Source organism: Arthrobacter sp. ISL-95 (assembly GCF_018613695.1).
GTDB lineage: Bacteria > Actinomycetota > Actinomycetes > Actinomycetales > Micrococcaceae > Arthrobacter.
This window is the reverse complement of record NZ_JAGGPR010000013.1, coordinates 41,072-53,180: the sequence shown is the minus strand read 5'-3', so window position 1 is coordinate 53,180 and position 12,109 is coordinate 41,072. Positions and strand designations below refer to the sequence as shown.

General features: G+C 62.6%; 12 protein-coding genes. 2 read left to right on the top strand and 10 right to left on the bottom strand.

Annotated features, from left to right (window positions below; all coding sequences use genetic code 11):
* Window positions 1-55 precede the first annotated feature (55 nt).
* Genes J7I86_RS17015 through J7I86_RS17005 form a run of 3 tightly spaced genes read right to left on the bottom strand, consistent with a single transcriptional unit; the run spans window position 56 to window position 3,742 of the window.
* Window positions 56-1,636 carry a molybdopterin-dependent oxidoreductase gene (locus tag J7I86_RS17015; RefSeq protein ID WP_214821699.1) on the bottom strand — a complete coding sequence of 527 codons (1,581 nt, stop codon included), beginning with the start codon at window positions 1,634-1,636 and terminating at the stop codon, window positions 56-58.
* Window positions 1,633-2,910: a cell wall metabolism sensor histidine kinase WalK gene (locus J7I86_RS17010; RefSeq protein ID WP_214821697.1), complete on the bottom strand. Its 1,278-nt coding sequence runs from the start codon at window positions 2,908-2,910 to the stop codon at window positions 1,633-1,635. Before J7I86_RS17010 ends, J7I86_RS17015 begins: the two co-directional genes overlap by 4 nt.
* Window positions 2,897-3,742: a response regulator transcription factor gene (locus tag J7I86_RS17005; RefSeq protein ID WP_309476749.1), complete on the bottom strand. Its 846-nt coding sequence runs from the start codon at window positions 3,740-3,742 to the stop codon at window positions 2,897-2,899. The genes J7I86_RS17010 and J7I86_RS17005 overlap by 14 nt, the downstream gene beginning before the upstream one ends.
* A gap of 149 nt (window positions 3,743-3,891) precedes the next feature.
* Between J7I86_RS17005 and moaA the strand changes: the two genes are divergently transcribed.
* Window positions 3,892-5,055 (top strand): GTP 3',8-cyclase MoaA, encoded by a 1,164-nt coding sequence (moaA, locus tag J7I86_RS17000; RefSeq protein ID WP_214821695.1) that lies wholly within the window; start codon window positions 3,892-3,894, stop codon window positions 5,053-5,055.
* Between the two features lie 4 nt (window positions 5,056-5,059).
* Entirely contained in the window at window positions 5,060-5,326 is a 267-nt protein-coding gene (locus tag J7I86_RS16995) for a MoaD/ThiS family protein (protein ID WP_214821693.1), read from the top strand.
* Between the two features lie 3 nt (window positions 5,327-5,329).
* On the opposite strand, the gene J7I86_RS16990 is transcribed toward J7I86_RS16995, so the two are convergent.
* From J7I86_RS16990 to J7I86_RS16960, 7 genes are all read right to left on the bottom strand, one after another.
* Entirely contained in the window at window positions 5,330-5,791 is a 462-nt protein-coding gene (locus tag J7I86_RS16990) for a DUF1579 family protein (RefSeq protein ID WP_214821691.1), read from the bottom strand.
* Window positions 5,792-5,879: 88 nt separating this feature from the next.
* Window positions 5,880-7,223 carry a pitrilysin family protein gene (locus tag J7I86_RS16985; protein WP_214821689.1) on the bottom strand — a complete coding sequence of 448 codons (1,344 nt, stop codon included), beginning with the start codon at window positions 7,221-7,223 and terminating at the stop codon, window positions 5,880-5,882.
* Between the two features lie 82 nt (window positions 7,224-7,305).
* On the bottom strand, window positions 7,306-9,558 hold the full coding sequence (locus tag J7I86_RS16980; RefSeq protein WP_214821687.1) for a polyribonucleotide nucleotidyltransferase: 2,253 nt from the start codon (window positions 9,556-9,558) through the stop codon (window positions 7,306-7,308).
* A gap of 240 nt (window positions 9,559-9,798) precedes the next feature.
* Entirely contained in the window at window positions 9,799-10,068 is a 270-nt protein-coding gene (gene rpsO, locus J7I86_RS16975) for a 30S ribosomal protein S15 (RefSeq protein WP_017198030.1), read from the bottom strand.
* 120 nt (window positions 10,069-10,188) lie between these two features.
* On the bottom strand, window positions 10,189-11,211 hold the full coding sequence (locus J7I86_RS16970; protein ID WP_214821685.1) for a bifunctional riboflavin kinase/FAD synthetase: 1,023 nt from the start codon (window positions 11,209-11,211) through the stop codon (window positions 10,189-10,191).
* An 88-nt stretch (window positions 11,212-11,299) separates the two neighbouring features.
* Window positions 11,300-11,734 (bottom strand): hypothetical protein, encoded by a 435-nt coding sequence (locus J7I86_RS16965; RefSeq protein WP_309476748.1) that lies wholly within the window; start codon window positions 11,732-11,734, stop codon window positions 11,300-11,302.
* A 20-nt stretch (window positions 11,735-11,754) separates the two neighbouring features.
* Window positions 11,755-12,108 carry a hypothetical protein gene (locus tag J7I86_RS16960; RefSeq protein ID WP_214821681.1) on the bottom strand — a complete coding sequence of 118 codons (354 nt, stop codon included), beginning with the start codon at window positions 12,106-12,108 and terminating at the stop codon, window positions 11,755-11,757.
* Window position 12,109 lies beyond the last annotated feature (1 nt).

The window sequence follows — 12,109 nt, the reverse complement described above, 5'->3', positions numbered from 1 at the left end:
CTGTGTGGACACGCTGGCTTCCGGTGGTTTCTCCGGACGTACCCAGACTAGGGCCTCAGCTGACTTTGACGTTGATGGTGTGGTACCCGGTGGCGCCGTCCGGAGCTACTGGTGCCTTGCCCTCGGTCTGTGGTTCGCCTGTGGAATCGGTGGCCCGGACCTGCACTTCGTAGTCGCCCGGGGTCAGATCGATGCCAAACTGCCACTGATACCAAGTATCGGTGGAGATCGCGCTTGCCAGCGTGGCCTGCTGCCATGCTCCCCGATTAACGCGGAGCTCTACGCGGGTGATGCCCCTGTGCTGGGCCCAGGCCACACCGCCGAACTGCACTTTGCCCGCTTGGACGCTTCGGCCGCTGCGGGGCACATCGATGCGTGATTGCGTCTTGATGGGTCCGTGATCGCTCCAGCCACGCGGCGTCCAGTACGCGGTGTCGTCGGCGAAGCGGGTGACTTTCAGTTCCGTTAACCACTTGGTGGCTGAGACGAAGCCGTAGAGTCCCGGCACGATCATCCGCACAGGGAATCCATGTTCGAGCGGGAGCGGCTCACCGTTCATGCCCACTGCCAGGAGCGCGTCACGGTCATCCGTGAGGGCCTCCAAGGGAGTGCTGGCCGTCCAGCCGTCGTTGCTGGTGGACAGGACCATGTCCGCGCCGACTTTGGGTCCTGCCATGGCCAGCAGTTCGCGGACAGGCCAGCCCAACCAGAGAGCGTTGCCGATAAGGTCGCCACCTACGTTGTTGGATACGCAGGCGATGGTGATGTGGCGTTCGGTCATGGGCTTGGCCAATAGGGTGGCAAAGTCGATTTCCACCTCGCGTTCCACCATGCCGGTGACCTTCAGTTTCCAGGCAGGGGGGTCAATGGCCGGCACCGTCAATGCGGTATCTATCCTGTAGAAGTCGGCATTCGGGGTGACCAAGGGACTGATGCCATCCAGGGACAGGGATGCACCTGCCGGGATGGTTTGTGCCGGCGTGGCTGGTTCCGGGAGTGTCATGGAGCCCCGAAAACCGGAGGCGACGGCTGTGGCCCTGGTGAGGACAGTGGTCACCGTTCCGGCCACGACGGCAGCAAGCGAGGTCCCGGCCAAGGCGTTCAGGAAGCTTCGCCGAGCCAGTGGCGCCTGCTCGGGCCCATGAGCTTCTTGCGACGGAGCCCAGGTTGCGAGTCGTCGCACGAGCGTACGCAGCAACACCATGGTGACAATTGCGGCCACGATCGGTGCAAGGGCCGCTTGGGGACTCGATTGGGCCCGGGTCACGACGGCGGTCAGTCCTGCCGCGCCCGCCAGTCCAGCGAGTGCCAGACCCCAGCCGGTCCGACGACGTTCCAGGAGGCCAGCGAGCGCTGCCAGGATTCCTGCCACGGCCACGATGCAGGCCACCAGCACGATCTTGTCTGCGGTGCCGAACAACTGCACTGCCAGGTCTTTGACTCCTGGCGGCACGGCATCGATCACCGCGCCGCCAAGGGCGGTAACAGGAGAAACCAGCGGGCTCAGGAGACCGGCCGTCAGTTCTCCTGCCGCGATCCCGGCAGCACCGGCTGCCACGCCAGCGGCAGCAGCCCACAAAGCTGGCTTGCCCATGGGGCGTCGCTGCTTGGTGTTAGCGGGTGCGAGCGTACTCATGAGATGCCTCCAAGGCGGTGATCATTGGCGATGCGTTGATGAAGTGGAGTCCCTGATGTCCTGGAGGACGTCAGCGGTTCCGGGGAGGACGCCCCTGCCGGAAGCGACAGCGCAAAGCGACATCCGCCGTCGACGTTGTCCACGGTCACCGATCCCCCGTGTGCTTTGACGATTCCCGCCACCATGCTGAGGCCGATGCCGGCGCCGCTGTAGCTGCCTTGCAGGGCTTCGGTGGGGCGGCGGGCGGGGTCTTTCTGCCAGCCCGTTTCAAACACGTGCGGAAGGTCTTCTTCCGGGATGCCGCCGCAATGGTCTTCAACGGCGATCACAGCGTTTCCGCCATCTGCTCCAACGCCGTCCGGTCCAAGGATGCCCCGTCCGACGCTAATGTGGACGTCGCTGTCCGGCCTGCTGTAAATGATGGCGTTGAGCAGTATGTTCCGCACCGCACGGGCGAGGCTTGGCCCGTCGGCCACGGCCATGCACTCCCGGTCCCCGCCGCCGTCGAGCCTGATGCCACGTTTGGCGGCCAGCGGCGCGAGGTCGGAAATCGCGTCGCTGACGAGATCGTAGAGGTCCAGCGGTTCAGCCAGCAGGCTGAGAGTGCCGGCCTGGATTTTTGACAGCTCCAAGAGGTCGTTGACCATGGCTGTCATCTGTTCTGTCTGCCCGATGATCTTCCGGTAGTAGCCCTGCACATCTGATGCCATACCGTCTTCAAGGGCTTCGGTCATGGCGCGCATGCTGGCCAACGGTGTACGGAGGTCATGGGATATCCACGACACCAGCTCTCGCCGGGCAGTCTCAATGGCGGCTTCCCGCCGCCGGGATTCGGTCAGGCTGCGGCTGCTGGCCTCAAGTTCCTGGGCCAGTTCAGCGAGTTCGGACGTCATGGCCGGAGCGCCCACCCGCCCCTCTGCAACGTGGTGTTCCAGGGTTTCGCCACGCCCAAGCCGTCGGGCAGCATCTACCAGGTGAGCTGCGTTCCGTGAGACCCCGGCGCCGAGCATGAGGGACAACGCAACGGCAACAGCTGAGGCGGTCGCCAGGATGTACCACATGACTTCCAGGTCCCTCGCGGAGATGAACATCGCGTTGAACGCACTGACCATTCCCGCCACCAGCACAGCCACCGTGGCCACCACTACCAGGCAGATCTGGGTGAGTACCGAGGCCCGTCGAAGCAGCCGGAGAAGAACCCACGTGGCGGCCCCGATGAGCACGGCCCAGAACAACACCCATGCCAGGATGGTCCACAGCTCACTGCCTTCCATGGTCACCCACTGTTCTGTCCGGCTCTGAAACGTCCGGCTCTAAAACGTCGGGCTCTAAAACGTCGGGCTCTGTAACGTCGAGCTCAGTTCCGTCCGGGCGCAAAGTTTCGGTCTCAGGCTGCTTGGCGTCGAAGCGGTAGCCAACGCCCCAAACGGTCTTGAGCAGTTCGGGTTTGGTGGGGTTGGCTTCGATCTTCTCCCGCAAGCGCCGGACGTGGACCGTCACCGTGGACAAATCACCGAAATCCCAGCCCCACACCGCCTTGATAAGGTCTTCCCGGCTGAAGACCTGGTGGGGCCTTCGCATCAGGAAAGCCAGGAGGTCGAACTCACGGGCGGTCAACGCTAGAGGAACTCCGCGGAGCGTCACTGTCCGTGACGCCGGATCAAGTTCGAGTCCTGCAGCTTCCACGGGCGGTTCCGGCGTGAACTCCTTGATACTCCGACGCAGTACCGACTTCACCCGAAGGACCAGTTCCCGTGGGGAAAAAGGTTTGGTGACGTAGTCGTCCGCTCCCATTTCCAAGCCCAGAATCCGGTCATCCTCAGTTCCCAGCGCCGTGACCATGATGACCGGCACGCTCATGCTTTGTCGGAGTCTGCGGCAGACCTCCACACCATCCAGTCCGGGGAGCATGCGGTCCAGGATCACCAGATCTGGTTGCCGCGAGGCTGCAAGTTCGAGGGCGGTGAAGCCGTCCCCCGCCATGTCTACCTGGAATCCCGCCTTCAGGAGGTAGTCACGGACGACGTCGGCAATGGTCTTTTCATCCTCTACCAAGAGGATCCGACGATTTCCTGGTTCCGCTGAGGACGCCAAATTTGTGGTCACGCTTTCAGCATAGGTTTGCGGACGATGCTCAGCACCCGATCCGCGCTTCCACAGCGCAAGTGTATGGAATCCGTAAGAACTGTGGAGACAAGAACTGTATGACTGTAATCGGTGTCACTGATCTAGCCATGGTGGCGTAGCCTGAATTTATGAGTGTTCAGCTAGGCATGCCGATGCCGCCTTCGGGCAGCGCCGCGGGCAGCACGGAAAGCAGCGCCGCGGGCAGCGCTGCAAGCGGCGTGGCGGTTCCGCCCCCACGTCCCGCAGGCACGCCCGCCGGGCTGTGGGACCGCTATGGCCGGCGCGCAACGGATATGCGCCTGTCCCTGACGGACAAGTGCAACCTGCGCTGCACCTACTGCATGCCTGCCGAAGGGCTGGAATGGCTCTCGAAACAGGCCGTGATGACCAAGGACGAAATAGTCCGTATAGTCCGCATCGGCGTCAACGCCCTGGGCGTACGGGAACTCCGGCTCACCGGCGGTGAGCCTTTGGTCCGCGCCGACTTGGTAGACATCATTGCCGGTATCCGGGCTGATCACCCGGATCTCCCCATCTCAATGACCACCAACGGGGTGGGACTGGATAAAAAAGCGGCAGCATTGAAAGCCGCGGGTCTCACCCGGATCAACGTTTCCCTCGATTCCCTTCACGAGGAAACCTTCACCAAACTCACCCGACGCCCTTTCCTGGACCGTGTCCTTGCCGGCGTGGACGCCGCTTGGGCAGCCGGCTTGGGCCCGGTGAAACTGAACGCCGTGCTGATGCGCGGCATCAACGACGCCGAATCGCCGGATCTTCTGGAGTGGGCCCTGGGCCGCGGCTACGAGCTTCGCTTCATAGAGCAAATGCCCTTGGACGCAGACCACGGCTGGACCCGGCGGAACATGATCACGGCCGCCGAGATCCGTGAACTGCTCTCCCGCGACTTTATGCTGGGCACGGACCCCCGCGAGCGGGACGGCGCACCGGCCGAACGGTTTGAAGTACGACGCCGCGACACGGCAACGGGCGAAGCCACCGGCCCTGTCCTCGGTACAGTCGGCATCATCGCCTCGGTCACGGAGCCGTTCTGCTCCGATTGTCGCCGTACCCGCATCACGGCGGAGGGCAAGATCATGAGCTGCCTTTTCTCCCGCGAAGAATTCGATCTTCTGGGCCTCCTTCGTGAAGGTGCCACGGACGACCAACTGGCATCGCGTTGGCAAGATGCCATGTGGGTCAAGCCCAAGGCCCACGGCATGGATCACACCGGTCTCGGCGCAGCGGACTTCGTCCAGCCGGACCGCAGCATGAGCGCAATCGGAGGCTGAACCCTTGCTTGTCCGTTACTTCGCTGCCGCGCGCGCAGCCGCCGGGGTGGAAGAAGAACTTCACGCCCTTCCGGAAGGCACCAGCCTTGAGGGGCTGCTGGAAGCCGCCCTCGCCGTCGAACGCCCACTGCCTCCCGAGGGCACCCCGACGCTCGCCAGGATCGTGGCGCGCAGCAGTTTCCTCCGCAACGAGGTGGCTGTGAGGGACCGCACGGTTCCCCTGGGAAATGATGACGTGATTGACGTCCTGCCTCCCTTCGCCGGGGGCTGAAACCTAGGCCTTACGGAAGACGCTTTTCAACAACGGGCTGTACCCGGCCGTTCCTTCGAGCCTCAGGTCCGCGGTGTGCACCAGTACCCCATCCTCCACCCGGAACGTATGCCTGGCCACGCCGTCGGCAGTTTTCCGGTCCAGAGTCAACGTTCCCGCATGCCATGTCCCGCGAACCGGGCTGGACGGCGGACGCCCCATGCTGTCCACGTAGTACCACAGCGTGTCGCCGTGGTCCCGGTCAACGGTGAACATTCCATGACCTTCAAAGTGCGTGCCGTCGGCTTCCCGGTGCCTGTAGCTCTGAACCACGGCATATCCTCCCGCGGCCTTGGTAAACACCGCTTCGGCCTCAGCAGTCCGCGCGGTTCCCCATGGTGACGCAGCGATCTCCGTGATGCCCCGCCAATGACCAATGAAATCCCGCAGCATCTCCGAGGCACGGCCGCTTGAGGGCAGATCCATCCGGTCTCCAATGTAGTCAGGGCAACATGATCGTGTGATCATGCTGCCCTGTGTACAGTGCGGGAGTCCAGAGATTCCAGAGGCGAACCTAGAGGCCGAAGGTCTCGGTTTCTTCAAACGGACCAACAACGGTGATGGTGCGGGGCGCCGCGGCGAGTTCACGGGCGAGATCCTGGACATCCTCCACCGTGACGGCCTTGATGCGGGACAGCGTCTCGTCGATGTCCTGGAACTCCCCGGACACCAATTCCGCCCGGCCAAGCCGCGACATCCGCGAGCCTGTGTCCTCAAGCGCGAGGACAATCCCGCCGCTCAACTGGCCTACGGCCTTCCGAAGCTCTTCGTCGGTGATGCCTTCCTTGGCGAGCTTATCCAGCTCAAGGCCCAGGAGTTCCAACACCTGGCGCACCTTGGAAGGGGTGCAGCCGGCGTACATACCGAAGTAACCGGCGTCAGCATACGCGGCGGTGAAAGAGTACGTGGAGTACACCAAGCCGCGCTTCTCACGAATTTCCTGGAACAGGCGTGAGGACATGCCACCGCCCAAAACGGCGTTGAGCACGCTCATGACAAACCTGCGGTCATCGGTGGCCACGATCGTCGGGCAACCCACGATGATGTTTGCCTGCTCCACCGGCCGCTTGACCACATGCAGTCCGGACGTGCCTGTGATGACGGCCCGTTCAGTACCCCGGCGGTTTACTGGCGCGGCATCGGCATCGAGCTGCCATCCGGCAGCCTCCAGTGCATCCAGGACGAGCTGGCAGACGACGTCGTGATCCAGTCCGCCTGCTGCGGTGATGACCAGTTCCTCCGGGCGGTAGTAGCGCTGATAGTGCGCCCACACCGAGTCCCTTGCCACGGCTTTGATGGCATCCGGTGTTCCCCCGATGGGGCGCGCCAGCGGGTGGTTGCCGAGGACGGCTGCCACGAACTTTTCATGGGCGACGTCCGTGGGGTCGTCGCTGTCCATGGCGATTTCCTCAAGGATGACGTCGCGTTCCTGCTCCAATTCGGTAGGATCCAGGACCGCGCCGGTGATCATGTCAGCGATGACATCAATGGCCATGGGAAGGTCCGTGTCCAGAACCCGGGCGAAGTAGCAGGTGCTTTCCTTGGCTGTGGCAGCGTTGGATTCGCCACCCACTTCGTCGAAGGCGGACGCAATCTCCAAAGCTGTACGCCTTTTGGTGCCCTTGAACAGCAGGTGCTCAAGAAAGTGTGTGGAACCGTGCTGGCCGTCCGCTTCATCGCGCGAGCCCACTGCCACCCAGAACCCTATGGTGGCCGAACGCTGGCCGGGCATTGCCTCGGTCAGGACACGTACGCCGCCGGGAAGGACGGAGCGCCTAACGACGGAACCGCCCTCAGCACCATGGATCAATTCGCCACCGGGAAGGGTCTGCTCCAGCGGCAAGGGTACTACAGTCATTAAGGCCTTTCAGGTTAAGGCCGGAAGGGCCGGTGGAGCTCTTTCAAGCCCACCGGCCCTGCCGGGGTGTACTGCTTACAGACTACTCTGCGGACTCTTCAGCGGCCTCGGCCGGAGCGTCCTCTGAGGCTGCTCCTTCTTCCTCGGCAACAACCGGGGAGAGGGAAAGCTTTCCGCGGTCATCGATCTTGGTGATCTCAACCTGAACCTTCTGGCCCACGGAAACGACGTCATCAACGTTGTCCACGCGCTTGCCGTTGGCCAGCTTGCGGAGCTCGGAGATGTGCAGCAGGCCGTCCTTGCCCGGGGTGAGGGAAACGAAGGCACCGAAGGTGGTGGTCTTGACGACCGTACCCAGGTAGCGCTCGCCGATTTCCGGTACCTGCGGGTTGGCGATGGCGTTGATGGCCGAACGTGCTGCGTCTGCAGACGGACCGTTGGTGGCGCCGATGTAGACCGTGCCGTCATCTTCAATGGAGATGTCCGCGCCCGTGTCTTCCTGGATCTGGTTGATCATCTTGCCCTTGGGGCCGATGACCTCGCCGATCTTGTCTACGGGGATCTTGACCGCGATGACGCGCGGTGCGAACTCGGAGAGCTCGTCCGGGGTGTCGATCGCTGCGTTGATGACCTCGAGGATGTGGAGGCGGGCTTCGCGGGCCTGCTTCAGGGCTGCTGCCAGCACTGAAGCCGGGATGCCGTCGAGCTTGGTATCCAGCTGGATGGCCGTGACGAACTCGGACGTACCGGCAACCTTGAAGTCCATGTCGCCGAACGCGTCTTCGGCGCCGAGGATGTCTGTCAGCGCTGCGTAGCGGGTCTGGCCGTCAACCTGGTCGGAAACCAAGCCCATGGCAATACCGGCAACAGCGGCCTTCAGCGGCACACCGGCGTTGAGCATGGAAAGGGTCGAAGCGCAGACCGAACCCATGGACGTGGAGCCGTTGGAGCTGAGCGCCTCGGATACCTGGCGGATGGCGTACGGGAACTCTTCACGGGTGGGCAGAACCGGAACCAAGGCGCGCTCAGCGAGGGCACCGTGGCCGATTTCGCGGCGCTTCGGGGAGCCGACGCGGCCGGTCTCACCGGTGGAGTACGGCGGGAAGTTGTAGTTGTGCATGTAGCGCTTGCGCGTTACCGGCGACAACGAGTCGATCTGCTGCTCCATCTTGAGCATGTTCAGCGTGGTGACACCCATGATCTGGGTCTCGCCGCGCTCGAAGATGGCGGAACCGTGCACGCGGGGAAGAACCTCTACCTCGGCGGTGAGCTGGCGGATGTCCGTCAGGCCACGGCCGTCGATGCGGATCTGGTCCTTCAGGATGCGCTGGCGCACAACCTGCTTGGTGACCGAGCGGAACGCTGCAGAGAGTTCCTTTTCGCGGCCTTCGAAGTTACCGGCAAGTGCGCCCAGGACTTCGTCCTTGAGTTCGTCGGAGGCGTTGTCGCGATCCTGCTTATCAGCGATCTGGAAGACGGCAGCGAGCTTGTCGGCAGCGGCAGCTTCAACAGCGGCGTAGACGTCGTCCTGGTAGTCCAGGAACACCGGGAACTCGACAGTGGGCTTGGCGGCGCGAGCTGCCAAGTCTGCCTGTGCTTCACAAAGTGCCTTGATGAACGGCTTGGCAGCCTCGAGGCCTTCGGAGACAACTTCTTCGGTGGGAGCCGTGGCACCCTGTTCCTTGATGAGGTTCCAGGAATTGTCCGTGGCCTCGGCTTCGACCATCATGATGGCGACGTCATCGCCGGTGATACGGCCGGCTACCACCATGTTGAAAACGGCGTTTTCAAGCTGGGAGTGCTTGGGGAAAGCCACCCACTGCGAACCCTGTTCGTCGGCGATGAGGGCAACGCGGACGCCACCGATCGGGCCGGAGAACGGGAGGCCGGAAAGCTGCGTGGACATCGAGGACGCGTTGATGGCGACGACGTCGTAGAGCTCATCGGGGTTGATGGCCAGAACGGTTACCACGATCTGGACCTCGTTGCGCAGGCCCTTCACGAAGGCGGGGCGCAGCGGGCGGTCCATCAGACGGCAAGCCAGGATGGCTTCCGTGGAGGGACGGCCTTCGCGGCGGAAGAACGAACCCGGGATACGGCCGGCAGCGTACATACGCTCTTCAACGTCAACTGTCAGCGGGAAGAAGTCGAAACCTTCGCGCGGCTGCTTGCCTGCGGTGGTTGCCGAGAGCAGTGCGGTGTCTTCGTCGATGTAAACCATGGACGCGCCAGCTGCCTGCTTGGCAAGGCGGCCGGTTTCGAAGCGAATGACTCGCTTGCCGAAACGACCGTTGTCAATAATGGCTTCGGAGAACTGGATTTCGGGACCCTCCATAGAGAGTCACCTCCGTTTCTGTTAGCGGAAGTCCGCCGCGTCAACCCAGGCCTCTTCTTTTTTCCTGGCCTGTACTACACCCGGTCATCGATCGAGATCCACGGGCAAATCGTCGCCGATTTCTCTCCCGGGAATCACTACCGAGGACCGCGAATGCGCGATGCGGTTGATTCCTGTTTTTAGTTGTTGGTGAAGAAGGCGGCCCGTTCCGGAAAGGAGCGGGCCGCCCCTAAAGGCAGACTAGCGGCGCAGGCCGAGACGCTCGATGAGCGCACGGTAGCGGGCGATGTCAGTGTTCTTCAGGTAGGAAAGCATGCGCTTGCGACGACCAACCATGGCCAGCAGACCGCGCTGGGTGTGGAAGTCGTGCTTGTGCTCCTTCATGTGCTCAGTCAGATCCTTGATCCGCTGAGTCAGGACTGCAACCTGAACCTCGGGCGAACCGGTGTCGCCTTCAGAGGTTGCGTATTCCTTGATGATGGACTGCTTTACAGCGGCGTCAAGTGCCACGTGAACTCCTAGAGTTGTGCCGTGCCTCCCGGTGCAGCGCCTCGCTGCCGGGTTGCCTTTGGTACGTTGCCGCACACAAAAACAGGTCCAGCCGCCACGGACTGCAGCCGGATCCAGTTATCAGTTTACCGGCACGTCAGCAGTGTTGTCGAAATGCCCCTGGCGCCGGGTCAACAGCTCGTGCGCCTGGGCTACATCGAGGCACATTTGTTCAACCAAAGCCTCCGGCCCCCGGTAGGCCACCATGCCACGCAGGCGCTGCGTAAATTCGACGGCGACGTTCTGCCCGTAGAGGTTGAAGTCTTCCACGTTCTCTTCGGGGCGATCGATCACGTGCGCCTCCACCTGCCGGCTGACGCCATCAAACGTGGGGTTGGAACCAACGGAAATGGCGGCGGGCCACCGCGTTCCGGCTTGGTCGATCAGCCACCCCGCATAGATGCCATCCGCCGGCACGTAACCGGTGGAATCATGGGAAAGGTTTGCCGTAGGGAATCCGAGGTCGCGCCCTCGGGCAGCTCCGTGCACCACTTCCCCGCGCATGCGGTGGGGTCGGCCCAACACTGCAGCGGCAGTAGTCACGTCGCCTTCGCTCAAGGCTTCCCGCACCCAAGTGGAAGAACAGCGGCGGTCGGTATCGCCGTCGTCGTGGACCGGGAAGCCTCCGGCACCGTACTCATTGACAACGGTCACCCCAAAGCCGAGCTGATCGCCCAACTCCTGCATGGTGACGACGTCGCCTGCATTGCCGGCACCGAAGCGGAGGTCATGTCCAACAACGAGGTGTGCGGCATGAAGTCCGTCAAGGAGGATTTCACGGACAAACTCCAGCGGCGTCATCGCGGCGAGGTCAAGGGTGTACTTCATCACCAGCACGGCATCCACCCCGGTGTGGCCCAGTGCCTCCAGTTTGTCCTGGAGCCCCATGATCAGCTCCGGAGCCGAATCCGGCCGGTGCACCTGGGCGGGATGGGGATCAAAGGTCACCGCAACCGACGGGATGTTCTGCCGCTTGGCCGCATTGGTCAATTGCGCCAGAACGTGCTGATGGCCCCGATGGACACCGTCAAAGTTCCCGATGGTGACGACAGTAGGTCCGAAGTCCTTGGGGACTTCGGTGGGATCGTTCCAGATGTGGACCATCAACCTCGCCTTTTACTGCAGATGTTCGTTCGGCCCGGCAACCTCCCGGCGCCGGAACATTCTAAGGTTACCCGCTAGGGTGTTTGACTCAGGACGGTCGGCGTTTGTTGAGCCACAGAAGACCAAGGATCGGCAGGACCAGCGGGACGAAGCCGTAGCCACGTCCGAACAGCGACCACACGGTGTCGTGAGGGAAAGCAACCGGATCAAAGAGGCTGATCGCTCCCACCACCAGCACACCCACAAGCTCAGTGAGAACAGCGGCCAAAGAAACGTTGAACCAGGTCCGGCCGGGCTTCGCCAGGGAAACGGTGGCCACAATATAGACCAGGGCGGCGAAAGCCGACAGGATGTGCGCCAAGGGAGCTTCGGCGAACTTGGTGGCGATCTGGTAGCCGGCACGTGCTGTGGCGGACAACGCAAAAATGGCGTAGACCGCGATCAGCAGGCGTCCGGGCCCGGTGTTCCGGGTGTCCTTCTGCTGCGGCTGCCCGTTAGCCGGGTTGGTCTCGGTTCCAGTCACGTTGTGTTCTTCTTTCAAGGTCAGTACCAGATCTGATTCATGCGGGCGGCCATCACCAGCGCCGTAACGCCCACCGCCGCCAGGACGAAGTTACTCCAGCGGGTTCGTTCAAGGATGGCCCAGTAGACGGCTCCCAAGGGAATCATCATGGCAACAATGAGGTAGCCCCAGAACTCCCAGGCTTCACCGGCCATTTGCTCGCCCATGGCCACCCGGACGATCGAGCCCACCAAATACACCACCAGTACCAGCTCAACGGCCAGAACCGAGAAGATGGTGGGGTCGTTCGGGGCTTTCTTCATCAAGCCGGCCACGATGCACATGATGGTGGACACCAATCCGACGATGAGGATGGCGTAAAAATATCCGTCCATG

Excerpts from the sequence above, each read along its gene's own strand:
- J7I86_RS17015 (WP_214821699.1), bottom strand. The coding sequence starts at position 1,636 with ATGAGTACGCTCGCACCCGCTAACACCAAGCAGCGACGCCCCATGGGC.
- J7I86_RS17010 (WP_214821697.1), bottom strand. The coding sequence starts at position 2,910 with ATGGAAGGCAGTGAGCTGTGGACCATCCTGGCATGGGTGTTGTTCTGG.
- moaA (WP_214821695.1), top strand. The coding sequence starts at position 3,892 with ATGAGTGTTCAGCTAGGCATGCCGATGCCGCCTTCGGGCAGCGCCGCG.
- J7I86_RS16990 (WP_214821691.1), bottom strand. The coding sequence starts at position 5,791 with ATGGATCTGCCCTCAAGCGGCCGTGCCTCGGAGATGCTGCGGGATTTC.
- J7I86_RS16985 (WP_214821689.1), bottom strand. The coding sequence starts at position 7,223 with ATGACTGTAGTACCCTTGCCGCTGGAGCAGACCCTTCCCGGTGGCGAA.
- J7I86_RS16980 (WP_214821687.1), bottom strand. The coding sequence starts at position 9,558 with ATGGAGGGTCCCGAAATCCAGTTCTCCGAAGCCATTATTGACAACGGT.
- J7I86_RS16970 (WP_214821685.1), bottom strand. The coding sequence starts at position 11,211 with ATGGTCCACATCTGGAACGATCCCACCGAAGTCCCCAAGGACTTCGGA.
- J7I86_RS16960 (WP_214821681.1), bottom strand. The coding sequence starts at position 12,108 with ATGGACGGATATTTTTACGCCATCCTCATCGTCGGATTGGTGTCCACC.